The sequence below is a fragment of the Mycobacterium sp. OTB74 genome, assembly GCF_029892685.1.
Lineage (GTDB): Bacteria > Actinomycetota > Actinomycetes > Mycobacteriales > Mycobacteriaceae > Mycobacterium.
The window spans coordinates 26,387-52,278 of sequence record NZ_JARXVD010000001.1 but is presented as its reverse complement, the minus strand read 5'-3'; the positions used below and the strand labels follow the sequence as shown (position 1 = coordinate 52,278).

The 25,892-nt window shown below is 59.6% G+C and carries 20 protein-coding genes and 2 pseudogenes; 7 read left to right on the top strand and 15 right to left on the bottom strand.

From position 1 onward, the window contains the following. Positions 1-44: 44 nt before the first annotated feature. The 4 genes and pseudogenes from M2432_RS00255 to M2432_RS00240 form a co-directional block, all read right to left on the bottom strand. Positions 45-1,226: a polymerase gene (locus tag M2432_RS00255; protein WP_280824740.1), complete on the bottom strand. Its 1,182-nt coding sequence runs from the start codon at positions 1,224-1,226 to the stop codon at positions 45-47. Between the two features lie 182 nt (positions 1,227-1,408). Next, positions 1,409-2,023 carry a hypothetical protein gene (locus M2432_RS00250; RefSeq protein ID WP_280824739.1) on the bottom strand — a complete coding sequence of 205 codons (615 nt, stop codon included), beginning with the start codon at positions 2,021-2,023 and terminating at the stop codon, positions 1,409-1,411. Positions 2,024-2,784: 761 nt separating this feature from the next. Next, positions 2,785-3,678 (bottom strand): glycosyltransferase family 2 protein, encoded by an 894-nt coding sequence (locus M2432_RS00245; RefSeq protein WP_280824738.1) that lies wholly within the window; start codon positions 3,676-3,678, stop codon positions 2,785-2,787. A gap of 391 nt (positions 3,679-4,069) precedes the next feature. Then, positions 4,070-4,357: pseudogene (locus tag M2432_RS00240) on the bottom strand (transposase); the annotation flags it as partial. A 118-nt stretch (positions 4,358-4,475) separates the two neighbouring features. Between M2432_RS00240 and M2432_RS00235 the strand changes: the two are divergent. After that, positions 4,476-5,753: a heparan-alpha-glucosaminide N-acetyltransferase domain-containing protein gene (locus M2432_RS00235; RefSeq protein ID WP_280824737.1), complete on the top strand. Its 1,278-nt coding sequence runs from the start codon at positions 4,476-4,478 to the stop codon at positions 5,751-5,753. A gap of 289 nt (positions 5,754-6,042) precedes the next feature. On the opposite strand, the pseudogene M2432_RS27930 reads toward M2432_RS00235, so the two are convergent. Then, positions 6,043-6,174: pseudogene (locus M2432_RS27930) on the bottom strand (IS256 family transposase); the annotation flags it as partial. A gap of 383 nt (positions 6,175-6,557) precedes the next feature. On the opposite strand from M2432_RS27930, the gene M2432_RS00225 reads away from it, so the two are divergent. Next, positions 6,558-7,163 carry a hypothetical protein gene (locus M2432_RS00225; RefSeq protein WP_280824736.1) on the top strand — a complete coding sequence of 202 codons (606 nt, stop codon included), beginning with the start codon at positions 6,558-6,560 and terminating at the stop codon, positions 7,161-7,163. Between the two features lie 15 nt (positions 7,164-7,178). On the opposite strand, the gene M2432_RS00220 is transcribed toward M2432_RS00225, so the two are convergent. From M2432_RS00220 to M2432_RS00190, 7 genes are all read right to left on the bottom strand, one after another. Beyond that, complete coding sequence (locus M2432_RS00220) at positions 7,179-8,471, bottom strand: flippase (RefSeq protein ID WP_280824735.1); 1,293 nt, start codon at positions 8,469-8,471, stop codon at positions 7,179-7,181. Beyond that, positions 8,471-9,472, bottom strand: coding sequence for a hypothetical protein (locus tag M2432_RS00215; protein ID WP_280824734.1), 1,002 nt, complete (start codon positions 9,470-9,472; stop codon positions 8,471-8,473). The genes M2432_RS00220 and M2432_RS00215 overlap by 1 nt, the downstream gene beginning before the upstream one ends. Before the next feature lie 263 nt (positions 9,473-9,735). Continuing rightward, positions 9,736-10,305 carry a glycosyltransferase gene (locus tag M2432_RS00210; RefSeq protein ID WP_280824733.1) on the bottom strand — a complete coding sequence of 190 codons (570 nt, stop codon included), beginning with the start codon at positions 10,303-10,305 and terminating at the stop codon, positions 9,736-9,738. Between the two features lie 947 nt (positions 10,306-11,252). After that, complete coding sequence (gene acpS, locus M2432_RS00205) at positions 11,253-11,651, bottom strand: holo-ACP synthase (RefSeq protein WP_280824732.1); 399 nt, start codon at positions 11,649-11,651, stop codon at positions 11,253-11,255. Next, on the bottom strand, positions 11,648-14,062 hold the full coding sequence (locus M2432_RS00200) for a hypothetical protein (RefSeq protein ID WP_280824731.1): 2,415 nt from the start codon (positions 14,060-14,062) through the stop codon (positions 11,648-11,650). The genes acpS and M2432_RS00200 overlap by 4 nt, the downstream gene beginning before the upstream one ends. Before the next feature lie 2 nt (positions 14,063-14,064). Next, entirely contained in the window at positions 14,065-15,051 is a 987-nt protein-coding gene (locus tag M2432_RS00195; RefSeq protein ID WP_280824730.1) for a DUF1839 family protein, read from the bottom strand. Then, positions 15,048-15,293, bottom strand: a complete 246-nt coding sequence (locus M2432_RS00190) for an acyl carrier protein (RefSeq protein WP_280824729.1) — start codon at positions 15,291-15,293, stop codon at positions 15,048-15,050. Before M2432_RS00190 ends, M2432_RS00195 begins: the two co-directional genes overlap by 4 nt. A 219-nt stretch (positions 15,294-15,512) precedes the next feature. On the opposite strand from M2432_RS00190, the gene M2432_RS00185 reads away from it, so the two are divergent. The 4 genes from M2432_RS00185 (at position 15,513) to M2432_RS00170 (ending at position 20,539) form a co-directional block, all read left to right on the top strand. Then, positions 15,513-16,679, top strand: a complete 1,167-nt coding sequence (locus tag M2432_RS00185; protein ID WP_280824728.1) for an acyl-CoA dehydrogenase family protein — start codon at positions 15,513-15,515, stop codon at positions 16,677-16,679. Positions 16,680-16,686: 7 nt separating this feature from the next. Continuing rightward, positions 16,687-17,664: an amino acid--[acyl-carrier-protein] ligase gene (locus M2432_RS00180; RefSeq protein ID WP_280824727.1), complete on the top strand. Its 978-nt coding sequence runs from the start codon at positions 16,687-16,689 to the stop codon at positions 17,662-17,664. Between the two features lie 127 nt (positions 17,665-17,791). Next, entirely contained in the window at positions 17,792-19,531 is a 1,740-nt protein-coding gene (locus M2432_RS00175) for a hypothetical protein (protein ID WP_280824726.1), read from the top strand. Between the two features lie 174 nt (positions 19,532-19,705). Continuing rightward, positions 19,706-20,539: a class I SAM-dependent methyltransferase gene (locus M2432_RS00170; protein ID WP_280824725.1), complete on the top strand. Its 834-nt coding sequence runs from the start codon at positions 19,706-19,708 to the stop codon at positions 20,537-20,539. A gap of 51 nt (positions 20,540-20,590) precedes the next feature. Here M2432_RS00170 and M2432_RS00165 read toward each other — a convergent pair whose 3' ends face one another. The 3 genes from M2432_RS00165 to M2432_RS00155 all read right to left on the bottom strand — a co-directional run bounded on the left by M2432_RS00165 (position 20,591) and on the right by M2432_RS00155 (position 23,988). Further along, complete coding sequence (locus M2432_RS00165; RefSeq protein ID WP_280825264.1) at positions 20,591-21,562, bottom strand: glycosyltransferase; 972 nt, start codon at positions 21,560-21,562, stop codon at positions 20,591-20,593. A gap of 71 nt (positions 21,563-21,633) precedes the next feature. Continuing rightward, on the bottom strand, positions 21,634-22,725 hold the full coding sequence (locus M2432_RS00160; RefSeq protein WP_280824724.1) for a WecB/TagA/CpsF family glycosyltransferase: 1,092 nt from the start codon (positions 22,723-22,725) through the stop codon (positions 21,634-21,636). A gap of 300 nt (positions 22,726-23,025) precedes the next feature. After that, complete coding sequence (locus M2432_RS00155) at positions 23,026-23,988, bottom strand: GDP-L-fucose synthase (protein WP_280824723.1); 963 nt, start codon at positions 23,986-23,988, stop codon at positions 23,026-23,028. Positions 23,989-24,311: 323 nt separating this feature from the next. Here M2432_RS00155 and M2432_RS00150 point away from each other — a divergent pair, with 323 nt between their 5' ends. Further along, positions 24,312-25,856 carry a Wzz/FepE/Etk N-terminal domain-containing protein gene (locus M2432_RS00150; RefSeq protein WP_280824722.1) on the top strand — a complete coding sequence of 515 codons (1,545 nt, stop codon included), beginning with the start codon at positions 24,312-24,314 and terminating at the stop codon, positions 25,854-25,856. Positions 25,857-25,892: the final 36 nt, after the last annotated feature.

Sequence of the window (25,892 nt, the reverse complement as noted above, 5' to 3'; positions counted from 1 at the left end):
GTCCGTCGAAGCCCAACTGAGCTTCGTCGTCCCCACGATAGCCGTCAGCCACTATATCGAGGTTCCGGGATCGGGATGCTTACCGTGGACCATAACAAGCCGTAAGCCAGGAAAAACACAAAGGTTGCCTGTGCGAATGCAAAAAGGTCAAAGGTCACACTGGTTGCGAAGATCGCGATGAATATCGCTCCCAGCAGGTAGGCCTGATCCCGCTCAGCCGCCGTGCGTGCACGCCGCAATGCAGCAGCGATGCCGAAAAGCCCACCGACGACCAATAGAATAAGTCCGGCAACATCCACAAGGCCGCCCTCAACAAACGTGGTCAACCATTGGTTATCGAATATCCCACGCCCACCCGGTGGCGTCACACCCATGCCTGCTCCAAATACGGGTTGAGTGTGAAAGACGTTTGTTACCACTGCATAATCATTCAGACGTACCTGCACGCTTGAGTCGTCCGATGCTCCACTGATTGATTGCCACAGTGCATCAAAATTCCCGCTGAATAACCCTTCCGCGACAATGGCGAGGCCAGCCAACCCGAAGGCAACACTCAGTCCGCCCAGGCTAAGATTCCACATGTAGAAAAAGAAACCCGCGGCGAGGGCGATGACGCCGCTTCTCGACACCCCCGCCGGCACCGCCAGCAAGGCGACCAAGAGCCCAGTGGCAGCGAGCAATCGGAAGTTTCGACTTTTTGCGGCGCGTAGAAAGTAGACATTCAAAAGCACCGAAACGCTAGAGAGTACCGAGAATTCGATGGCATGTGCCGACGTGCCGAAAGCCCGCTTGGCGCCGAAGCGTTCATCGAGTCCTGGAGTTTGCGCGAGACCTTCAGATAATTTGTTCACAACGAACCCGGGTGGTTGAAAAAGCAGATGAAGGTCGATGGGAGTCAGATTCTGTAAAAGTCCCACCAGACAGTTGAAGGTCAGACCTACTGCGAGCCAACCGAGCAGCTTGAACCGCTGTTCATAGTTTATGACGCGTTTCATGGCATAAAGCGCGACGCCTCCGTTCGCCAGCAAAAAGATAAAGGCGCGTGTCCTCACCGCGTTCGTGGCCTCATCCCCGTAGTGCGAGAGCGATATCCCATAAATCGTCAATACGACCACCGCATAGGCCAGAATGATCAGAACACCTGGACAGACTGTCCGCACTGGCGTGTTACGCCTAATCAAGATGAAGCCAAGAACCGTTAGCACAAACAGCGTAACTGCGATCATCTTTGCAGGCGAGCCGTTGCTTTTGAGAGGCCCCGGCAAGACAGAATATGAAGGTAAAATTGAGACCAGGAGGCAGAGGAATACGAGCAAAAACGGCGTCTTTTCCCGCACGTCCGGCAATAGAGGTCCACCCAAGTCGGGACTATGTTGCGGCGTAACGGCAGTCGGCCGGATCACCACGATTAACTGTCCACCTTACCGGCGTCGTCCGATGATTGCTGTGTGCCAATTAAATTTGCCGTGTCATCAACGGATTTCACCGTATCGAGAGCTTGCACCTCCGACTTGCGATCTTGCACCCCCGACTTGCGATCCTGTCTCCTTGCTTTTCGGCGCATCAAGATCACATCGAGAATCACTCCGACCAAGATGGCCGCCACAGCGCCCGCCGCGATGATCACTATGGTCGATCGGGTACGGCTAGGAACCGCCTCGATAGGTGCGCTCGGCGCAGAGACCATGAATGCACGCACCATTTGGTCCTCGGGCACGCCCGCTTGTTGCTGAATGGCGTGCAGAACAGGGTCCGCTTGTGCGCCCGCAAGCAGAACGGTCTTTGTGGCGGCGGCTGCCTCATATTCCCCATCGTCGATCATTATCAGCGGTAACTGCGCCGCAGTGGCAGGGACTGGAAACATCTTTGCCCCGTACCCCGGTCGGCCCCCGGCCGCAACGACCGCGTTAACCACCGCCGGATCCCGCAACTGAAGTACCGCCATGTTAGCGAGGAAGGATGCACCACCCGCGTCGACCAGTCCGTTTCTGGCTACTTGTGCACCGGATGGTTCGTATTTCACCTGTGAAGGCGGGGCGAGACCGACCACAGCGCTCGTGTAATACAGAGGCACCACAGCGCTGTATACGCTGTGTGCGTACCAAGCCGTGACGAGCAAAAGTGGTAGCACTGCATACCACCGCCGGAAACAAGCCCTGACTACGTCAAATAGGTCCACGTCACCCGTTTCCTCCATGAGCGAATAATTGGCGTGTTGCAGTTTTCCTCAGGCCGCGGCAATGGGTTCCATTGCGGGCCCCGAATCTCGGGATCATTGATCCGGATCCGCCGTGGGGCGAGCACGCGGGTTGTCAATCGCGCGCCTGACGCCTCCAGATTCCTGCAGCAAGGCCATGTATACGCCATAACCAACCGAACGGCTTTGAAGCGTCCGGGCGGCAATCATGGGTTGAGTCCGCAACCTCCGATATCCCTTCAAAATGCCGAACAGCTGACTTTGCTGGGCGTAGAAAGCACTCGCCCAGCACGACAGCGAGGATCGCCCACGTTCTGGCCACAGACCCAGGCCCTGATTACAACCACCACCGTAGCGAACCGAGCGGCCCGGCCAGCATACGGCAACACACATAGAGCACTGCGCGGCTGGCCTGGGAGCCCTTCGCCACCGGACGGGACCGGTGTCTCATTACCGTCGGTCACGTACCAGTTCCTTCAGCTTGCATGGACGCGGGGATCGGCGCTTTCTCATCCCGGCGCTGAAGAACCCGTCCCCTCAACACCCCCAGCCCAGGCCGACATCTACAACTCCATGACCCGCAGCAACTAGCAGGGAAGCCGTTCATTGTGTGGATGATGCGGCAGCTCCCGCCATCGTTTGCGTCTAAGCACGAAACACAGGATGTGGCGGTGGACTGGATCATAGGAACGCAGCGCATGCCGGAGCGCTACCACAGCACGAAATACTCGCGAGTATGCCGATCCATGATAGGTCTCGATGTAGCGAATCCTGCTGACGGCCTGCAATGCGGCGAGGTCAGGCGATCTTCCCGATCCACCCGCGCGGTGCTTCACAACCGCTGAAGGCTCGAAACGAATTCGCCGTCCACTCGTCCGAATCTGGCGGAAGTAGTCGACTTCTTCCGAGTACAGGTAAAAGGCTTCATTCCAGTTCCCCACCTGCCGGGCGACCGCAGCAGGAACCAGCAATGCGGCCCCTGTCGCCCAATCCACGTCGTGAGAGTGTAGATAACTCTTTTTGCGGTAATCGATCTCGGCGGGAAGGCCCAGTAAAGCGCAAATATTACCGCCGAAGACCGCGTCGCCCAGACCCCTGAGCAGGGATGGCTCTCGACCCAGGGAGGGATAAATCGCGCCATCACCGTCAAGTACCAGCGGGACAACAGCCCCGAGCCGGGGTTCGTCAGCGATCGCGACCAATCGAGCAACCGTATCCGCAGCCAGCTCGAGATCAGGGTTGAGGAACAACACGTGCTCGCACGATCCGATGTTTCGCAACCCAACATTGATCCCGCCGGCATAGCCGATGTTTGCACCAGACTCGACCAAGATGACGTCATCTTGCCCTCGAAGAAAGGAGACGGTCTCATCCGACGACTGATTGTCCACAACGACGAGCCGAATCGAGCGATCATGTGCCGCGACTCGAAGACTGTCGATCAACAGTGGAATGTCCCGTGCGCTGTTGTAGGTAACCACGACGGTGGCAACGTCGGCATGCTCTGCGGAGCCGACAAACCTGCCGCGTTCGGCGCAGTCCCCACGGTCCTTCCACTCGGGAGGAGGCGCAGCGACCGACCGCCTAGTGCCCAGCCGCCGCAATACCGGCGGACACTTCATGAGTGGCACCCAGCGCAACGAAAATGATCCCGCACCAAGAAAGACACCTCGCCACTCTAGTCAGGGGACGCAGTTTGACGCAGGACGTCCGCCCAGCCCGGGACCCGGGTCCGTCAGATTGACCGTACAAGCGGCATCTTCGGTTTAGGTGGTTTCGCTGCCCGGCATGAGGTCGGCGAAGGTGACCGCGAAGGTGCTCAGTGCTGGTTTCCAGCGCTTCGCCGGCTGCAGTGGCGTTGACCGTGGTCTAGATCGGCTTGAGCGCCCAGGCGATCGCGTCGCGGATGATGCAGGTCTGCACCACGGTGTCGGGGAACACCGCGGCCACCGAGGCCAGCAGGCCTTTGAGGCCGTCGTCGACCAGAAAGAAGATGTCGGCCACTCCGCGGTTGCGTAGCTCGGTCGGCACGGCCAGCCCGTACTTGGCCGATTCGCCATCGCCTACACCGACCCACATGCCCAGCAAGTCACGTTGCCCGGCCAGATCCACCCCGACCGCCGCGTAGACCGGCCGGGGACCGACCTAGCCGTCGCGGATCCACCGTTTGTCGGACAGTTGGCGGACAGCCCCCAGCGCTAACATCGCTTCCGTGCCGATGTCGCATTCCGACGGCGTCCTAAAGGGAGGCAAAATGGGAGGCTGGGAGGGACGATCCATGCGCTTGGCTTTCCCGGCGGTTCGCGCGCGCGATCGCGAGGTCGGATGGGGACGTGCATCCCGGCTCCCCGACTGGATAAGGCGGAACGCCGACGACCGGCTCACCGGTCTCGACGTAGCACGCTGTTTGGCGCTCATTGGCATGATGTCCGCCCACGTCTTTTTCCTCTCGCACTCGGGCGCATCATCTATCGGGTGGCAACACCGCCTCGTCATCGGCAATTCATCGGCCCTGTTCGCCGTCCTCGCCGGCGTCACGATCTCTTTGCTCACCGGCCGAGGTACTCCGGCGACGGGACGCCGCCGAACGAGGGCGACCATCGCGCTGGTTGTACGCGCCGGGTTGATCCTGCTCTGGGGCCTCGCGCTGGACCGCCTTGAGGTCGGGGGCGAAGGCGTCGGCGTGATCCTGCCCTACTACGGAGTGTTGTTTCTGCTGGGCGTCCCCTTCTTGGGGATGCGCTCACGGGCACTCTTCTTGTGGGCGACCATCTGGGCACTAGTTGCTCCGCCGTTGTCTTACGCCTTGCGTCATCAGTTTCCAGCCTCTTCGGAGGGTGGGTTCGGCGGTCTATCCATAGGGGGAATCGGCGAACGCCTGCTCCTTACTGGCGACTACCCGGCGTTCACGTGGCTGGCCTATCTGCTATGCGGGATGGCAATCGGACGGCTCGCCCTCACGCGGCGCGACGTCGCAGCCCAGTTGGCGGCGGTGGGTGGCGGGTTAGCTGTGACAGCCGCTTTACTTTCCGCATTCCTCACCGGAAGCTCGGCGGCACGCGCGGCGCTCCTGTCCGATGCCCCGAGCCCGGGGATACACACGTGGGATGGGCTTTCGACGACCATGGCTAGGGGCCTCAGTGGTGTAACCCCAACGGGCACCTTGTGGTGGCTCGCGGTGGACGCACCACACTCCGGCGCAAGCTTAGACCTTGTACGAAGTGGGGGCCTGGCGATGGCCGTTATCGGCATTTCTTTGCTGCTAACGCGCCGATTCGCCAGAGGCTGGGAGATTGTGTTCGGCGCGGGAGCGATGACACTAACGCTTTACAGTTTGCACCTCGTAATGCTCTTGCCCGCCATTTGGCGCGACATCGGCCCTCCACGATTGATGCCTCAAGTCTTGGTGGTGATGGTGGTCGGGTCGATATTCGCAGTCTTTCGCCTCAAGGGGCCTCTTGAGGCAGTCGTGGCCATCGTGTGCCGGTTCTCTGCGCGCGTGCTGCTCGACGGGTGGGACGCGCTGCACGCGAAATTCGAACGAGGCGGTTCTTGACCTGCCTGCCCATTTTCCTCGGGATAGTCGGGCATGCCGGGGTTCGCAGTGTGCCCGAGTGCAAAACGCGCCTCGATCTATGTTTGGCGCCGAGTGCGGCCAATGCCTCGTCGCGGTATGGCCGGTCCGGGAGGCCTTCCGCACTGCTATCGGGCAGCCGATCGTGGTCGTCGCAGGCCGTCGGTGATCCACAAGTCACGCCGGCCATCGGTGTCGGAGTCCGGGTGACCAAACAGCGTGAAGGCCCACAGCGCGTAGGCGGCCACCAGTTGCTCTTGTCGCCGCAGACGACCAGGGTGGCGTTCTCGGTAGACCCCTCCACCAGCAGCACCAGCTGGTTCTCCGCATCGATTCCGATACCCAACGCGACCGCACAGTGCAACTCGCCGAAGTGCACCCCGTCGATCGTCAGCGCGGTCAGGCCCGCGCCCACGGCCAACACCAGCAGGTCCTCTGGCATGTTCTCGGCAATCTCGCCCGTGCCGCACTGACCCGCTCCGGGGTCGCGAGCGCGCGCACACGCCCTTGTTCTGGCTGATGTATCTTCAGCGTGGTCCTCCCCCGACACCCACCACACGACAGGGCATGGAGCGGAGGACCTCCACCTCAACTTCCACGAAGAGCTTCTACAAAACCCGGGACAAACTCCAAAATGCCGAATTGCAAGCCAACCGCTCCACGCTGTGCAGTTAGTCACGCTAGACATCAGTGCATGGGATCTTCGTTTTAGGGGCCGCAGGCGAAGGAATAGTCGCAGAACCGATCACTGGTATCCCCCGCGAGGCCCCAGAGGTGATTCCAAGAATGTTCAGAGTGCGCCAACAGCCCGAGTGCATCGCCGATCGAGAGGCGGACAGGATCGCTGTGCGGAGACATCGTCTTCTTCGATGGATCGCACTGGTCAGTAACCTAGTGTTGGCGGCAGGAATCGCCGGCCTGCCGGTATACGTTCATCCGCAGGTCGATCAATTGCGGCACGCCGACGCGATCATGATTCTCGGCGGCTATAAGTACGATCGGTACGTGCTCGGCTTTCAGTTGGGTAGCGAGGGGTGGGCACCCAACGTCGTTGCATCGAATCCGATCGGTCCCGACGATCCGTGGCTGACCGACTACTGCAAGAAACCCAACCGCGATTACAAACTGTACTGCATTATTCCCAACCCGCGCACTACCGCGGGCGAAACGCAAGCGTTGAATCACCTTGCGACAGTGAATCATTGGCACAGTATCATCGTCGTAACCTTCACGCCGCAGATTTCGCGCGCTAGATTCATCCTTCAGCAATGCTTGCATGCCCAACTGATCATGGTCGCCAGTGGGCCGCAGCCGTCGCTCGCGAGGTGGATATACGAGTACCCGTATCAGACAGCAGGTTACGTCAAAGCATTATTGGATCCCGCTTGTTGAGCGAGTCCGACGCCCTCAGCTCCGATACAGCCGGAAAACCTCCTTGAAGAAGCCCCTTCGAAAAAGCATCAAGATAGTCAGCAATGTAACCAATATCTCGGTGATTGCCAGCGAGATGGCAGCGCCTGTTGCGCCGTACAGCGCGCTGAGAAATATGAGAAGTGGGACGTTCACAAGGCCACCGGATACAACCATCCACGAGTACTGTTTCTTCATGTTGAGGTTGAGCATCGCTATGGTACCGAGCACGGTTGTGATACCCACGAGCAGAGGTACAACGGCGAGTACCCTCAGTACCGGTACCGACTCGCGGAAGTCGTGTCCCATGACAATCTGAACAATCATGGGAGCTCCAAAGAATAGAAATAGGGAAACGCAGCCCATGCAGGCACCCAGGCCGAACGTCAAATTCACGATCATCCGTACAGCTTGCCGGCGATTCTCAACCATTAGTCTGCTTACCCGAGGATAAAATACTGACGAAATAGAATTGATCGGAAGGATGGATGCGTTTCTGATCTTGTCGGCGGCATTGAACAGACCCACTTGGTAGGTATCTCGCACGATGCCTAGAATAATTGCGTTACTCGTAGAGTAGAGACTGAATGCGCTACCCGATATAAATATCGGCAAGGCGTCTCTGCTGACGTCGACTATTTCAGCAACGCGAGGTAGCGCGAACCGCCCGACAAGGTCGTAACGGACAATCAAGTAGCACGATATCAGACCGGCTATGATAGCGGTCCCTGAGTTAATCCAAACTGCCAGTGCAGCATCGTTCGGGGAACGCACGAAAAGAAAAATCGGCGCTATTCCAAATAGCCGCGAAACGATATTAACAATCGATACGGTCCGCATTCGTTCGAGGCCGAGGTATAGCCACATTGGAAACAGTAGGGTGCCCAGGACACCAGCCAGGCTTGCCAGCATCACGTCGGCTATGGAACGAAATCGTGCCACCGACAAGATGACGCCTATGGATACGATTATTGCGATGACCGCCAACAGAAACCTCGCCGATTGCACTGCCCAAAAGTATCGTGTGAGTTCTTCCCGGTCATCACGAATTTGGGCGATCCGCTGAGTGGCTGTCAGATAGAAGCCGAAATCGACGACGATTAGAGCGTATGAGCCGAATGCGAGTGCTAGTGCATATGCACCATAAGCCTCGGGTCGCAATACTCGAAGCAGCCACGGCAGGGTAATGAGTGGGATGAGCAACGTGACGGCTTGCGTCGCACCGACATAGAGTACATTGCGTGCCGACCGTGACTTGGCATTAGCGTATAGCTGACGAAGGTTGGGCATTATGAGTTCGTTGGGAACGCGGATCGCACGTCATGCAGAAATGCTGCGGGTTCGAGCGCGATCGAATGCCGATAGGCATCGAGCTGCGAAGCATTAAATTTGTAATCGTCCATCAACTGGTGAATCTTCTCGGCCGCGATGGTCGCGAACTCAGGATTATGGTCATCAATCTTCAACTCGTCCGGTAGGGGAAGGTCGATTGAGTTCGCAGCGCTTCCCCTGCGATTGGTCAGAACACAGGTGCCGAGTGCAGCTGCCTCCCGAGGAATCCTGTCTTTCCCGGGATGGCTCCCGAAATCGATATAGACTTTAGCCCGTCCCAGCAGATCGCAAATCTCACCGCGCGTCATACCTGTCAAAGGCACAACAGTTGGCATGGGGCGGCCACTCTCTTCGAGTGCCCGAAGAATTGCGGCCGTTTGCTCCTCGCCCTTCGCAGGGTTGTAGACCAGGATATTTTCGCGCGGCCCAATGCGCGGTTTCGCTGCGGCTTCGACGTACTCCTCGGCCAGATAATCGCCCAGGCTGGACGTAGGAGCCAGTGAGTTCGTCTCTAAAAAGGCGCGCGCATATTCGCTTTGGAAAAGGTGGCGGCGCACGTATCGTCGTACACGCCAGAGTCGGATTTTTGCAAGACGTGCACCGCCGATCCGCTTCCCCACACGTGTGTGTTCTGCCGAGATGAAGAAGTAGTCGACACTTAGCCACCAGAAATAGATTTGAGCTTTGCGAAACCGGCCTATCAGATGGGCGCATGTCTCCGGCAGAACAACGATCGAATCAGGTTCGACATCTTTTATTCTTGCTGTGCTCACGTTGTAACGCCTGAACGGAACAGGTACCTCGTAGGACCTATCAGTCGGGTAGTACAGCATCCATGCTCGGCGACCGTCTTCGTTGAGTGCAGCGCAAAGCTGATGCAAGACCTCCGGCCCTCCGGACACGGAGGTGCCTGGAGCGACGATAAATATTTTCTTCACGCAGTAGGCTTTCTTTGGCATCCTGCCGGTACTGGCGCCTCCGCTAGTAGGGACATTGCACCAGACGCCGACAGGGTAGTCATGTCTTTCCTGGATGTTAGCTCAGACGGTCGGGTAGCACACAGGCATTCGGCGGTCACGATGTAAACGCGGCAAGTGAAAGGCTGTTTATTGTGTGTGAGCGACTACAGAGCGAATTGAAACAGCTAACTGTGAAATAAATTGCTCAAGCCATTTGATTGGATCAGTCGTCCTCTCGCGTCGTCGCTATGCAGGGGTCCCAGCTATTGCTCGTAGGCGCGCAAGTGGCTCTCGACGGCCTCCGTTTCAATGGCGACCTGTTCGACGTGGGAAGGCTCATCAAATTCCGCCTGAATCGCTCGCGTCAGATCAGCAACGTCGCCGGCCGTGAAGGTGCGTGAGGCGAGCTCGGCCAAGCCGCCGACATTCGTGGCGATCGTTGGCGTCCCGAGTTCACGTGCGAGAGCCAGAACCCCGCTCTGGCTTGCAATATCGGATGGGACGACCACCAGATCGGCCGCGGCGATGGCGGCGGCAAACTGGTCCAATTCGAGGAATTCCACCCGTGCCACAATGTCGACGTTGTAAGACTGTGCCAAATCGGAACATCGGGCCCAGTCGCCCCAGTCGGGCCCTACGACTGCAAGACGGCGTCCTTTCGGCCAGCTTCTGGCACTTTCGATCAGCAGGTCCAATCGGCGCTCGGGACGAATGAAGCCCGCCACCAGAACAACTTGGTCACCGCTATTCTCGGCATGCCATTCTCGACGCCAGTTGAGTTCTTCTTCAGCCGATGGTTTTGGTACCAGCTGGGGCATTGGTGAGAGATACACTGGAGCTCCACGAGCCGCAACGCTCTGCCTATCCGCCTCACTAAAGACCATGATCGCGTGCGCTGGCCGATACGCAACTCGCAGAAGTACATTTTCGATTGCGCGCATCATGCCGACGCGACGAGAGAATGTGTCATGCGGAGAATATGCGACTCGACGGCCCGTCAAGCGGAACGTTCCCATGATGAGCCAGTTGATGGCTCCCGTAGGTGCGATTCCTTGAATATGCAGGATTGACTTTCTCGGCACGGATTTAAGCAGATGAGGTAGGGAACTCGAGACTAGCCGAATGAAAACGAGGACGCGACGAGAAAGGTTCCGAATCGGTGAACGGGTAGTGGAACGTGGCCACCATGAGCATGCGCATACATCTACGCCTTCGAGCGTTACGTTCTCGTGCTGATGGCCAGTGTGAAGCACGACCCGCCTGCCGGTTTGGCTCAAACATTCCGCAATACGACAAGTGTGCTGGAATATGCCGCCGTAGCCGGTTGGCTCGAAAAAATGGATCTCCGCCAATCGCTCACCCTCCCATCCTTCCATTCGATCACCGTAGCCTAGAGCCCGTGGGAAACCGCGGCGTGCCGGGCGCATACCTGCGATGACTAACTCCGGAGACCACCGAGAACACGACACCGTGTAGGTCCGGGCCAGGATGACGACGATTCCTTCGGCACTCCGTTATCGCCGGCGGTGCATCGTCGCTGATGAGCTTCCGCACCAACCACGGTCGGTCCGCTTGTTGCAGAAGCAAACTCACGGTTTCAGTCACAGGGACACGCCAGCTCCCCGATGATTCCGATCTACGGCTGCAACACCGGGTTCGGTCGACAACTCCGACGACTCCGCGAGCCCACGGAACCTCACGCAGAAGCCATGGCTCGCATCGTTCTGCCAGTGACCCGTTTGCCGCCCGCGAAAGCCTGAGACCGCTACTCCAGTTCTGCTTAATTGCACACCACCACCACGACAGCCATCGCGTGGCAATCGGCATGCGAGAGCGATAAAGATGTTGTGAGCCAGTGTTGGCGCTTAGCCCCTTCGGCCACTGAGCCGCTCAGGTTTAGTAGAGGCAGCGGGCCATTCTGTGTTACTTCGATCTCTGGTAGGGCAAAAGACATTTCGGGTTCTGCGAATGCTTTGATCACCGCTTCTTTGGCCGCGAACCGGGCTGCCAATCTCTGCACCCGGTTGTGACCTTGACACGCCTGTATTTCGCTGGCCGTAAACACTTTGCGCAGGTATCGATCCCCAAAAAGCGCGACCGACTCCTGAATGTCCGCAATGGCCACAACGTCGCATCCGACGCGGACGTAGCGTCCATCGACCTCAGGCGGGATGATCACAAACTCGCCGTAATTGTCGCGGTCTCAAAGCAATCGATCGAAGCGACCTTCCCGCGTGGGACGGCGACCTCGTGATCTGCCCGCTGCAGGCGAACGCGGTAGGGCAACGCCGCGGGGAGATGAAAGTAGTTGTCCGACGGCGTCCAGCCCGGCGAGTCGATAGACACATACCGAAGCGCGACCTTGGACGATATCTCGAGTTCCCAGTTAGAGTCGTCGCTGGGACTGGCCGTCGCACAGATACCCGAATTGGCTTGTGCAGGGCGCGGATTGACGATCAGCGCATCGCGAATGGTCCACGGTATCCCGTCGAATTGGACGACCGCTTCGATGGCGTCGGCCGTCGGCTGACCGAATTTGAATGCATGTGAGAGATCTCGGAAGATGCCCGAGATATCCGAATCGAAATATGTCACCGAAGAACGAGCTGGCACGGTGACCCCACGTTTTGCCTCGACAGCCCCCTGACCCAGGAAGTTGGTCCCAGCCAACATGAGTTCGCCAGCCAGTGTTTCGGGGGTGTCGTTGTGCAGGTCGATCCGGATGCCGGAATGGCCGGCGTCGGTCAAGATCACCGACACTGGCGCCCAGACTCTGCGGAGTGCTTTCATGGCGACTTTCGCGTCACCGTCCACATCCATCAGTCCCCACCCGGCACCGGGTCGCAGATCCTTGCCGGCCAGCACAATCGCTCCGGAGCATCCTGATTTGGCGTTGCGCCAGAAAGCGAAACAGCGAAGCATCGCTTCTGCGATCGCGAGCCTGCCCAACTCCAGATACCGCTCAGGATCAACGCGTCTGACTGCGAGCGGATCTTCGCCGAATACATCTCGAACGTAGAAGTCCCGGACGTCTTCGAAATCCCATGAGGCCCCACGGTCGCGCGGAATCTCGGCTTTCCAGTCAGGATGATGTCCAGCCACTGCCGCCGACCCGAAGTACTTTTCGACCGCCGCAGGGGACGGCGGATTGGCAAAGGCCAGGCATTCTGCAGCGAACCTCACGCCCGCAGAACGGACGTCGGACACCGACCGCATATACCCGCCGACCCCAAACCAGTGTGCATTTCCCGTATCGGGCCGGATCGCGAAATCACGCGCGCCGGCAGGAGGCGCGGGACTGGCACGGACGTAGGGAACATCCGATCGGGCCGCCACCGTTTGGGGCAGCAGAGCGTCGATCACCGGCATCGCGAACTCGCCCTGCTCGATCCCGAGCATCTCCGGTCGCTGGAGCGTTTCGCTTCCTCCGCTCACCACCGTCAGAGCAGGATTGCCCGAAACAGAGTCAAGCAATTCGGCAATCTCTCGAACGATCAGTTCTGACACTTCTGTGGACGGATCGAAAGTGGCTTGCATGGCGTCCTGCCAGACCATTAGGCCTAACTCGGCGCACTGCTCCCAGAATTCGGTCTGCTCATACACCAAGCCGCCGACCACTCGGACGATATTCGCGCCCGCCTCGGCGAACGCTTCGAGGTGTGCTCGCATGGTGGCCGCGTCAACGCCAAGCCGGACAGGATCGGGAGGTGACCACGTGACTCCGCGGCAGAAAACGGGAACGCCGTTGATCCGAAGCCCGAAGCCGCCGTCGTCAGATACCTCGGAGACCGACCGAAAACCAATCCGACGATCGCCAATGACATGTTCGCCGACACGGATTGTCACACCGTAGAGGTCCTGCGGCCCGTAGCCGTGGGGCCACCACAACTGCGGATCGCTCACGCGCACCGTGAAATTGAACGCCCCGCCTGACGTCAGGCAGGAACCGGCGGCAATCTCCACACCGGCGGGATCATGTACCGAAATGTCGACCCGAACTTCAGCCAAAGTTCGCATGACACCGTTGATTTCAACAGCACCGGTCACCGGATCGGCAATGATTCTGAAGTCTGCAGTCAGCGCCCTGGGCGTCGCGACAATCGGACGCCAGAAGCCGACGGGTGCTGGCAGATTTCCATAGATGGGGGCACGGCCCAAAAGCGTCGTGCGAGCCCAGCGCATACCGGCAGCGCTCACCAGACTCGAACGCCATCGACCGCGTGGGCGCCGAGTGCGCAGCCATGCGTTCAAAGACCGGAAGTACACACATATTTCGTGGCGGCCGCTCTCAAGTTCGCAACGTACCGGCAGAAACATCGATTCGCATTCGGCGACCAGACTCCCGTCCACGAATACCGATGCCGGGAAGGTCAGGCCCTGGAACTCGATACAGACCGGCTCGTCGGTCTCGACGTAACAGTGGTGCCACCAGTCGAAGTCGTCGATGTCCTCGCCTGCTTCGGTGCCCGCAATGGTGGCAACAGGTGCCGGAACATCAAGTACCGCAGCGCTTTCCCATTGATCCTCGAGCTCGTCGGGTCGCGAGTAAGCGCCGGGCAAGCTTCTGACAACGCGCCACTGGCTGAACATCGCTAGCTCGCGGCCGAGCTTATAACGTCCATCGCCGTCTGCCAGGAATCGGCCATTTCATCGAGGACTGGTCGGACATCCACCTTCCGACCGTTGGCAACACGCGCCATCTTGAACTGCACGGCCTTCGCACCTGACGAAACGGCTAGAAAGTGTTCCGCGGCGCCTCCCGCGCCCGCACACTCCGTGTCCAGGCAAGCCGCGAAATCTGCGGCGACCTCAGCGGTCGCTCCGCACTGCCGCAGCGTGGCGAACGCCCATGCGTGGAACACCTCGATACCGGCGCTCGGCAACCATTCCGTGGCCTTGTCCACGCCCGCAGCCAACCGTTCGACAGGGTTGCCCTCCGCCCGCCGGGCGAGATGCTCCCTGGTGATACTGACCAGCGCCCCCGTTTCGATCCGACCCGGGTGCGAGGTGATCTGCTCGGTGTAGGGCGGCAGGACAATTTCGGTCCCCTCGCTGAGTCCGAACACCCCGTCGAAATCGTCGCCACTGAGTTCGTGCAGACCCGCCCCGTGGATGTACCACATGCGGCGGAGCTCCCGGTCGACCTCGGTCGGAACGATGGACGTCTTCACATGGTCGGCGTGATAAGCGGTGCCGGCAGTGTCTGGTAACCACCAGCTATCAACTTCGACAGTGTGAAGAACTCCGCGCGACGGGCCCGATTCGATCGTTTCCAACAGCGGCATCCACACGACATCCTCGGCGACTTCCAAGCCGTAGAGCCGGCGAAGGTCTTCCGGCTGCTGCTTGAGGAATGTCCACTGGAGGGCGTCGTGGTCAGCGGAGAGGGCACAAGCGAAAGCAGGAACCGGGTCCAGCCCAAGAGCGTGCAGTGTCTCTATCCAGAGATCTAGGTAGCAATTGGTTTCAGGCCAAATCCGGTCGCCCGCGTGACTGAAGTGCGGACGGTAATCAGCGGGCCCGACGGGTATACGGAGGACAGGCTCAGGCAGATTGCCGGCTACCGCGCTCGGGATCACGCAGATGACTCGGCTAGGCCTTGGACTACCTGCTCGATGTTCTTCACCGAAGCGAAGGTGGACTTCTTGAGCACGTCGTCGGGGAATTCGATATCGAATGCATCCTCAAGCGCGAGCATCACATTTACCGATGCATGGGACGTCAGCCCGAGCTCGTAGAGGTCTGCCTGGACGTCGACCTGGTGAGGATCCACCGCCATCCGGCCATGAGCAGCCAGGACTTCACGAATCTGGTCTTGCATGGCGTTGGCCCTCAACTCTCTGCCTAAAAAACTTGGCCCAGTTTAAACTCAAATCAGCGGTTTCGCGCTTTATACACTGTTGCGTCGCGCGACAGCGTACAGCTAACGTACACATGTTAGCTATGTGTGTACAGGGTCCAGCCTCTGTACATCTGGCGGCGCTCACTGGCATGCTGACATCACCGCGGTAACCCGCCTGGCTACAAAGAGAGTTGGCGCATGATCAGCGATACCGTTCCATTCGCTACGGCCGTCGCGTCAATGCCCGGTGTGCCTGAAGCTGTCAAGGCCGCTGCCGACGCTGCCGACGATGTCGATCGGAAGTCCCGATTCCCTTCAGAAGCAATCGGTCTCGTCAAAGAGGCGAAGTTGCTGTCGTGTTCGCTTCCGGTTGCGCTAGGGGGCCGTGAAGCTGCCATATCCGAATTGGCGGTCATCGCCAGAGCGCTCGGAGGGGCTTGCAGTTCGGCCGGAATGGTGTTCGCGATGCACCATGCGCAAGCGCTGTCGCTCGCCCACCACGCAAGTAGCGGACCCAACTCGCATGTCACCGCAAAGATTGCTGCCGACGAAGCCCTGCTTGCGTCGGCAACTACAGAGCTAACGACCGGAGGTGACGTCCGGTCGTCGACCTGCGCGGTGATCAGCGACGGCGACCGCATCGTTCTGGAAAAGAACGCCCCGGTCATCTCGTACGCCGAGTACGCCGACTACATCTGTACAACCGCTCGCCGCGGACCGGACAGCCCACCCAACGATCAGGTACTTGTCGTGTGCCCGATAGGCGAGACCGTGCTCGAGATGACCAAACCATGGGATGTGCTGGGGTTCCGCGGTACCTGCAGTCCTGGCTACATTCTCAAGACCCGAACCTCGGCCGACAATGTCGTAGCGGTCGAGTTCGCCAAAATTTCCGAGACCACTCAGCTGCCGGTCTCGCACACGCTGTGGTCGTCGGTATGGCTCGGAATCGCCGACGCCGCGGTTCACAAGGCTCGCAAGGCCACTCGGGACGCGGTCCGGAAGGGCGGCAGCCAGGGGGTTCCCCAGGCTGCGAAATTGGCCGATCTGATCGTCAAACATCAGAGTCTCGAGGCGGTGGTGATGCGCGAGGTCAACCGCTACGAAAGCTTCCTGAACTCCGATCATTCCGAACCTACGGTGGGCTTCGCCATCGCGATGAACAATCTGAAGCTGGCTTCATCTACTGCCGTGGTCGATATCGTGACTGGCGCTCTGCAGCTCATCGGGATCAACGGTTATCGCGAAGACCACCCTTTGTCCATGGGGCGGCTGTTGCGTGATTCATTCGCGCCGCAACTCATGGTGTCCAATGACAGAATTCGGGCGAACAATTCACAACTCGTTCTGATGCACCGCGGATAAGGGGATGGTGTTGAGCACTACCGGGGAAGTTCAAGCCGATTCGCTTGAGCTGGCGAGGCGTCGATTTCGCGACGAACTCGTCGAAGCGAGACTTCTGGTGCCCATGGGCATCGACGGCCTCTACGGACGTAGCGGCGTTTTCGAGCGGATTATCGAAGGTATCGACAATGCGGTCTACCGAAAAGGTCGCGAAGTCTATCCGGATCCGCCGACCTGCTTGAGGTTCCCTCCGGTCTTCACGCGCGAGGCCTTTGAGCTCACCGACTACATCGCCTCATTTCCCAATCTGACCGGTGCTATTTCGACCTTTACCGGCGACAACAAAGATCATCGCGCGCTGCTCGCCGATCGTGATGCCGGACGGCCATGGGACAAGCACCTGGTTGCGGCGGGAACCATGCTGGTCTCGTCGGCGTGCCATCCGTGCTACTCCACCTTGCCTTCGGTGCTTCCGGAAGAGGGCGCGCTGCTGGACGTCTACGGCTACTGTTTCCGTCACGAGCCGGCCATCGATCCAGCGCGGATGCAGGCGTTTCGCCAACACGAATATGTCATGGTGGGCACCCCCGAACAAGCAGAAGCCCACCGCGACCTATGGGTGCGGTGCGGCTTGGAGGTAATGGACGAACTGGGCCTCGCAGCTACGGCCGTTGCTGCGAATGACCCGTTCTTCGGCCGCGCCGGCGCGATGCTCGCCACGAACCAGCTGGACGAAAACCTCAAGACCGAGCTGACCGTCCGGCTGTACGGGGATCTCGACGAGGGCACGGCGGTCGTTTCGTCCAACTGCCATCGCGATCATTTTGGTTCGACGTTCGGTTTGAAAACTCCGGATGGGGCCGTTGCCCACAGTGCGTGTGTCGGATTCGGAGTGGAGCGCATAGCGCTGGGACTTGTCCGGACTCATGGGTTCGATCCCGATTCGTGGCCGTCATCTGTTCGGGCGGCTATGGGTATGCAGGTCAACACGCCGGAAGTAAAGTAAATCGCTGTTTCCAGCACTAGCTGGTTGGGAGTACACACCTGCGAATAGACACACGTGGATCTGGAGCGAGCGAAACATGCCATCGACGACTGAAATACCGACATTTTTCGGTCCGTCCGACTCGCCCTTGTTCGGTGTGGTTCATCTTCCGACCGACAACCGAATCAGGGGCGGGGTGCTGATCTGTCGTTCGCTCGGCAAAGAGGGGATCGACACTGTCCGCATCGAGAGAATTCTGGCCGAGGACTTGGCTCTGCGCGGATTCGGTGTGCTCCGTTTCGATTACCTGGGGTTCGGTGATTCTGCCTATAGCCAGGTACGTGATGACGCGGTGTCCAATTGGAAGGCGAGCGTTGGTCACGCGGTCGACTACCTCATCCAGATTGGGGCGGCAACGATTACGGCTGTTGGCATACGGGCGGGCTGCCTTATCCTCGATGCGTACCTGACCCGATCCTCATCGGTTAAACACGCCGTGTACCTCGATCCGGTGGGAACGGGTAGGCGCTATATACGCGAACATGCTGCGCTGCACCGGTTGTCAATCGGCGAGGACGCCCAGATTCCCGGAGAGGTGTCTGTCATCGGCGGCCGATTCAGTGATCGGGCCGCCGCCGAATTCTCCGCGCTGCAGATGAGTGCTGATCCGGTACGCGCGGACGGCGTCGACCACGTCCTGCTTCTGGGCCGTCCCGGCGAAACGGACAAGCGTCTTACCGCCTTGGCCTCAGCCGAGGGAGTCGACGTGGTCACTTCCAGCCTGCTGCAGGAATGCGACAAGCCAAGGGACGTGTTGCTGCCGGTCCCGTTCGACGCGATCGATTCCATCACCGGGTGGATCGACAAAAATACATCCACGTCAACGCATGAAGTGGTACCTCGGTATCTGACAACGGTGATAATGCCGGCCGAAGACAACGGGGCCAACGTTGTCGAGAGTATCGAACGAATCGAACCGAACGGACTTTTCGCTATCCGCACCACAGGTATCGAAAAGAATACCGTGCCCACGAAGACCGTGGTTTTCTTTGTGACGTCCAATGACTCCCACGTGGGACCCAATCGGGAGTGGGTCGAATTGTCTCGTCGGATTGCGACGGCGGGTTCGCAGGCGCTGCGCTGGGATCCGACAGGGTTGGGTCTATCGGGCCCGGTCAACCGGGGCGCCTGGCGCCGCACATACACCAAAAGTGGTATCACCGAGTCGATCGCGGTGGCCAGACACGCTTGCCGCGATGCCAGTACCCTCCAGCTCGTAGGTACTTGTTCGGGGGCGTGGTATGCCGCTCATACGGCACTCAAAGTCGGTGCTGGGTCGGCTGTCTTGGTCAATCTGTCGGTTTGGAATTGGCGGGCTGTTTCGACGCTGCTGTGGGAGTGGCGTTCGCGCCAACAAGCGATGCTTGCCAACAGGGCTGCCCGAACGGACAACCACACCGACGGTGTCGATGGCGCCGGATTCAGATCGGCCGTGACGCGCTTAAAGCCCTTGTTGAACGTCGCTCGGCGGCGGACGAAGAATTTTATGCACCAGCGTGTTCCGCGGCCCTTCTTGTGGATGTCCAGCCAGGTTGGACTCGCCTATGTGCCAGAACGCATTCTGGCTCCGCTTGCCCGGCGTGGCACCGACGCGACGTTGATCGTATGCCCCGAGGATGCGGAAGGGTTCCTTGTCCGTGGCGGTCCGGCGGCGATGGACCGACTGCGGTCGACTTCCCACCCGCCCCGCCTGCTCGCCCCACCCGCCGGCGATCACGCCGCCCATCACTCAGTGATGGTGGCGGCGGTCCGCAACGTCATACTCCCTGTAGCGGCCGACTCGCGGTCTGACAGCATTCCCCAATCGTCTGGTGCGACGAATGATTGACAGATCGACAGGGAATTTGCGCCAGCTTCCTCCTCGTGAATCAGAAGCGAGTCGCGCATCTCAGCCTACTGGCCACGTACCTGCGGAGTTGAAATATCACCCTAGTTGTGCCAGAAAATCGCCCCGTATTCAGTCATCTGCGCCAAACTTCCACGGAGAGGATTGTCACCCGGAATGACCGCGAACGAAAATAATCTGGCTACATTTTCAAGCGAGCGTGTAGTCGACGAATACGTTGAGATTTTCGACAAAGACCGAGGCTTCTTAAATGCAGGTGAGCGGGCGGCGTTCTTGCGAGCTGCATCGAGGACGCGGGGGCTTCCGATACTCGATGTCGGGGTCGGCACCGGCCGCACCACCGCACTGTTGCTGATGGCAAGCGACAACTATGTCGCCATCGACTATGCACAGCCAATGGTGACCGAGTTCGCACGCAACTACCCCGAGGTGCCGTGTTTATGTCTCGATGCCCGCGACCTGTCGCACTTCAGGGGTGAGAAGTTTGGGCTGATCGTGTTCAGCAACAACGCCATCGACGCCGTCTCGCACGAGGATCGAGAGCTCATTCTTTCTGAGTTCGCGAGTGTGCTTGCTCCTGGCGGCTTGATCGTCTTCTCGACGATGAACAAGCTTGGCCCATGGTATGAGGAACATCCGTTTCAGTTACGCCGCCCGACCCTCCCTTTCAAGTTCTCGTTGCGCGCAGCAGTAATCGCATTCGGCCGACGATTGCTGAATCCGATCGGGTTGGTACGGGCACCCTGGAATTGGTGGAAAGGACGTCGGCAAGTCGAAGACCACGGAGACTGGGCGATGGGACGGTTCTCTCCGCATGATTTTGATTTGGTCATACATTTCACGACGTTGCCCGACCTGTGCTCGACGTTGTCCGCCGCGGGATTGCGCGCAGAGGTGATCTACACCGATGAGGGACAACCCATCGATCCTGGTTCAGACGGGTACGGGGTCGGCAACTTCACGGTGGTAGCCTGCGCGGACCAGCAGTAGGAACTGCGCCTCGAGTTCCGGTGACCACCAATTCCTTACGGATTCCTTCGCTTACAGGGTGGGAGGTGAGTCCAGCGGTAGGGGGGGCAGGTGATCGGCACCGGCGGTGAGGCGACTGCGCAATCGTCGCGCAAGCACAAACTCGCGAAACGGGGCCTGTGCGAGGATTTTCATGCGCGACCACCGTTGGGGTCGGTGCCGCATAACACGTAGCCCCAACCTCACCCACACGGGTAGCCACCACAACCCTGCGATGATCCGCAAACCAGTGGATGACGAGGGATCCGCGGCGATCCACGTCAGAACGCGCAGTCGATCGAGCCAGTCGCGCCGACTGGTCCAATTGCGTATCGATTCCGACGCCATCGTGTGATTCCGCACCGACAGTTCTTCAGGAAGGAAACGGACTCTCGATCTGAGCATCAAGCGTATCCAGAAGTCGAGATCGAGGAGTTGATAGATGTCGTGGCGAAACCCACCAATTTCCAAGGCTAGCCGCCGCCGAAACATTACCGATGTAGGTTCACCAATCCAATTATCAGATAGTCCTCGGAGTGCCATTTGGGTGACCAGTGACCGACCCTCATTGTATTCGCGCAGTTTGGTGAAATGGGCGTGTGGTGTAGCATATGCCGCTTTCCATGCGAGGTTATCTGTCTGAACGTGCCGGGGCGCGAAAGCCATTCCGATGGTTGGATCATCGAAACATCGGCTAAGTCGCCTCAGAGCGTCGGGAAGCAACCAGTCATCGGCGTGGACGAACTGGATACACGTCCCACGCGCGAGTTCCAAACATCTATTATGGTTCGGGGCAAGGCCCAACCGAGGCTGATTGCGGACTAGCCGGTCTCCCAGTCTGAGCATCTTTGCAGCGATGGCAACGCTGTCATCGGACGAATCATCGTCAACCACTACGATTTCGAACTCGACGCCGTCCTGATCCAAAATGCTGCGTAGACATCGTGCGATCGTGGCGCTGTTGTTGTACATCGGTACACAGACCGAGACGGTCGGTCCGTCCAGCGCACTGTGAACTTCGCCTCGGTTGACCGGAACCTCAGACGCCCCGCAGTCGCTGTCCCCCTGCGACGTATTCATGGTGAACCGACAAATTCACATAGACCCAGCGCCGAGGCTTGATCAACGATCGGATCCGCGATCTGTGCGTATTCGATCTCGCATCCGTAACGCCGAGCGGCGCGTACCAGCCCCACAAGTTGCGCGAGCGCCCGAACTGTCAGTGCTCCGGCGTCGAGGCCCAAGTGCAATGTTGCTCCATTGGCGAGTGAGTGGACACCCGCGGACCATTCGTTTGCCGGCGCACCATCGGTTGACGAGCTGCAGACACTGAGGACCATATTCTCGGCATTCCCGGAAACTTTGATTTCGATGCCTCCGTCGCCTCTTGCGCGCCGCAGGCTGCGCCGCTCGGACACGAGTCCGGGAAAGTAGACAGCGGCGTCATGCGCGTAGCGCCTGCCCAGGCGGCCAGGTTCTTGGGCAGCCCGGACAAGCCACTCCAGCCCCGCATGCTGAGCCACCTTTGGAGCGCGCTTCCTCTTTCCAACCAGCATGTCGAGGCTCCCGCCGATCCCAAGCATCAATGGCGTCTTCAGCCGCGACCGAAACGCATCGATAAAATGTTCCTGCTTTGGATTTCCGAGAGCTACGCACAGTATATCGGGGTCGATTGCGGTGATTTCATCGAGGAATTCATCGCTCATCTGTGTGATATCTGAAATTATCGGTCCACTCGCCGCGGTGATGTCGATTCCCGGGTGGCGTGCCCGCAGGAGGGCTGCTGCGCGTTCGGCGATTCCTGGTGCGGAACCGAAGAAATGTATTCGCCAACCGGTGGTCGCCGCTCGCTCGGCGAGTGCGGGTACTAGGTCTGACCCAGCAACGCGTTGCATCAGCGGCATCCCAAGGGCCCGTGCGCCCCACACGACCGGCATTCCATCGGCCAGACACAGGTCTGATCCTTGCAACAATTGTTTGAACTTCGCGTCGCCGAGTGAATTGACGAGAAAATCGACGTTGACCGTCGCGATCTGATATGTCCGGCGGTCTCGTCGTCCAAGATGAACAGATTCACCGACCGCATCGAGAGCCTCCTCCATCGACAGATTGTCGATGGGAACGCCGAATATCAAGGCGGGCGGGCGGGCGTAAACGGTGTCAATCATTCATTTCTCCACCAAACCAGTCGGAGGTACGGCTCTCATCGCAGCTCTATGACATGGGTTACCAGTGCGGCAGTAGGCGACATCCCTTGGTCACCGCAACTGCCACGTGCACTAGAGCCATTGGTTGAACCTTCCCGCCCAGAGTCCGTGTTTCGACGTCTACGGCCGGTCTCCGACCAAACGGTGTTAAGAGATGCCCAAGGCTCGCGGGACCATACTCTAGTTGCGGTGTGGTTGGTGCGCCAGTCACCATGCAGCCATGCGTGCATGCCGGTACCCGCGGGGATGACGAGTTGTAATTCAGTCGCGAAAATCGGCCTGATGAGCGAGGAACCAGTCATATGTGCGCCGGATTCCCTCATCCAGCGGGGTTCTGGCCTTCCATCCGAGCTGGTTGATCCGCTCCACGTCGAGTACCTTCCGGTGGGTGCCATCGGGAAGATGGCTGTCCCATTGAATGTCACCGCGATAGCCGACGATGTCAGCAACTAGGGTCGCCAGGTCGGCAATGCTCAGTTCATTGCCAGTTCCGACATTGATCGGCATCTCGTGGTCATAGGATTCCAGCAAGAAATGGCAGGCGTCGGCCAGGTCGTCGACGTACATGAACTCGCGGCGCGGCCGTCCTGTCCCCCAACACGTCACCTGTGACGCACCGTCCTGCACAGCCGAATGGAAGCGCCGAATCATGGCGGGAACGACGTGGCAATCGCGGGGATTGAAGTTGTCGCCTGGGCCGTACAGGTTGGTCGGCATGACACAGATGTACGGCAGCTCGAATTGTCGACGAATCGCGGCAATATGGGCGACCCCGGCGAGCTTGGCCATTGCGTAACCTTCGTTGGTCTCCTCAAGCGGACCGGTGAAGAGTGCATCCTCTCGGATGGGGAGCTTGGCCTGCTTCGGGTAGATGCAACTGGAGCCCAGGAACAGAAGCCGTCGGACACCGTTTGCCACGGCACTGTCGAAAAGATTTACCTGGATTCGCAGGTTGTCCGAGAAGAATGTCGCGGGACGGCTCGCGTTCGCGCCGATACCGCCAACCATGGCGGCAGCGTCGATCACCACGTCGGGCTGGACCTCGGCGAAGAACTTGGCCGTCGCGCACGCATCCCGAAGGTCCAGTTCTTCGGAGGTCCGACCGACCAGGTTGTTGAAGCCGTGGCTGCTGAAATGACGCCAGAGTGCCGAGCCGACCAGACCCCGGTGACCGGCGATGAAGATCCGATCCGCCGACGACAGTGGGCTGGGTGCGGAAGCCATACCATGCAAGGTAACCCACTCAGATGTGCCTACCGTCGGCACGATCGGAATCCGACCCTGCCAGCACATGGAGCCTGTCATCGAGGATGGTGTCCTATCGGGTTCGATGCCGCCGACAGGGCAGTGGTGTCCTCGCCGGTGCAATCAGGATCCTGTAGGTATTGAGCGTGCCGACCCACCGCGCCGTCGACATTCCCGATGACCATCAAGCCATTCCCGCTCGCCTTCCGGAAAGACGGTCAGCCCGAGGGTACGATGCCTCAAGGCCCTACCCTGTTGCCTGATATCAGCGCACCGGGGCGCCGCGTGGATGAGAGCGACTAATGGACCTCAAGAATTTGCTGGCCACGGTCAGGCGCTACTGGGTGACTTTTGTCGTGGTGTCCGGCGCGGTTCTTGCGCTGGGGCTGACCGGCCTGCTTCTGGCCCCCAAGCAGTACGTATCGACCAGTCAGCTACTCGTTGCAATCGACGGCTCGACCAGCGCAACGGCTTACCAGAACAACGACTTGGTAACCGCTCGAGTGCACTCGTACATCGCACTGTTGACCACGGACATGGTCAATCAGCGCGTCATCGCCCGCCTCGGCCTTTCGATGTCCCCCGCCGAACTCGCGAGCAAGATCAGCGCCACCAACGTGCCACCCGATACCTCGATCATCGACATAGCAGTCACCGACCGCTCACCCGAACAGGCTCAACGGATAGCCGCGGCCGTGGCAACCGAGTTCGTCAGCTTCACCGATGCGCTCGAAACACCGACCGGTGGGGATGGCCAGAAAATACGCACCACAGTCGTCACTACCGCGCGCGACCCTGCGGTGCGCACCGGAGACCTGGCGCGGTTCGGTCTCGGGGCGCTGATCGTGTTGGCCGCTCTGGTAATTGGAGCCGTCGCAGCGTGGATCAGATCGTTGCTCGATCCCGTGGTGCGGACCGCATACCGTGCTGCCATAGCCACCGGGCTACCGGTTCTCAGCGAAGTCCCATCGGGCAACGGAACCTCCGCCGACATGCTCGACGGGTATCGCCGGCTGCGCTTTCGGCTGCACTTAACCAACGGCACCAACGGCACCAACAACACCAACGGCAGCAAGGTAATCCTGCTGACCTCGGCCGACGCAACCGAAATCAAGGACATCGCATCCAACCTCGCGGGAGCAATGGAATTGGCCGGCCGTCACACGATCGTGCTAGACGCGGGCCATCCGATCACGGCGGACAGCCCTGACACCGACGCGGAGAAATCGGCTGACGCCGAAGAGCCCACCGCGACTTCCGAGTCCAAGCCTTCCGAACCTGAGAACGCGGAGACCGAGACGACCGAGTCCGAACCAACCGAAAACGAGGCCACCGCCCCGGAGCCCGAGACCCCCGAGCCCGAGGCCACCGAGACGGAGACTGAGCTCAAGACCACCGAACCCGAGCCCGCCGAGCCCGAGACCCCCGAAACCGAGGCCACCGAGACGGAGACTGAGCCCGAGACCCCCGAAACCGAGGCCACCGAGACGGAGACTGAGCCCGAGACCCCCGAAACCGAGATCGCTGAGACCGACAGCAATACCGACCCGTCGGACCTACCGCCGACAGGCTGGCGGGAAGCCGAGTCAGAGGCAGCCGAAGCAGTCGATCGAATTCAGCAGGCGCGCAACGATCACCATGACGTGATCGTCGTCGGTCCGCAGATACTCCTCAACTACACCGCCTCGTTCCTGAGCGACTTTTGCGACGCGGCCGTCATCGTCGCCGCCGCCGAATCCACCCTGCGACGTGACCTTGTGCGGGCTGTGAAGGCTCTCACCGAAACCGGCGCACCGCTGAAAGGTGTAGTCCTCGTTCACGATAGCCACGAAAAATCGACCAGCTGAATCGCAGATAGTCCGGTTGGGATCACAATGCCGGAC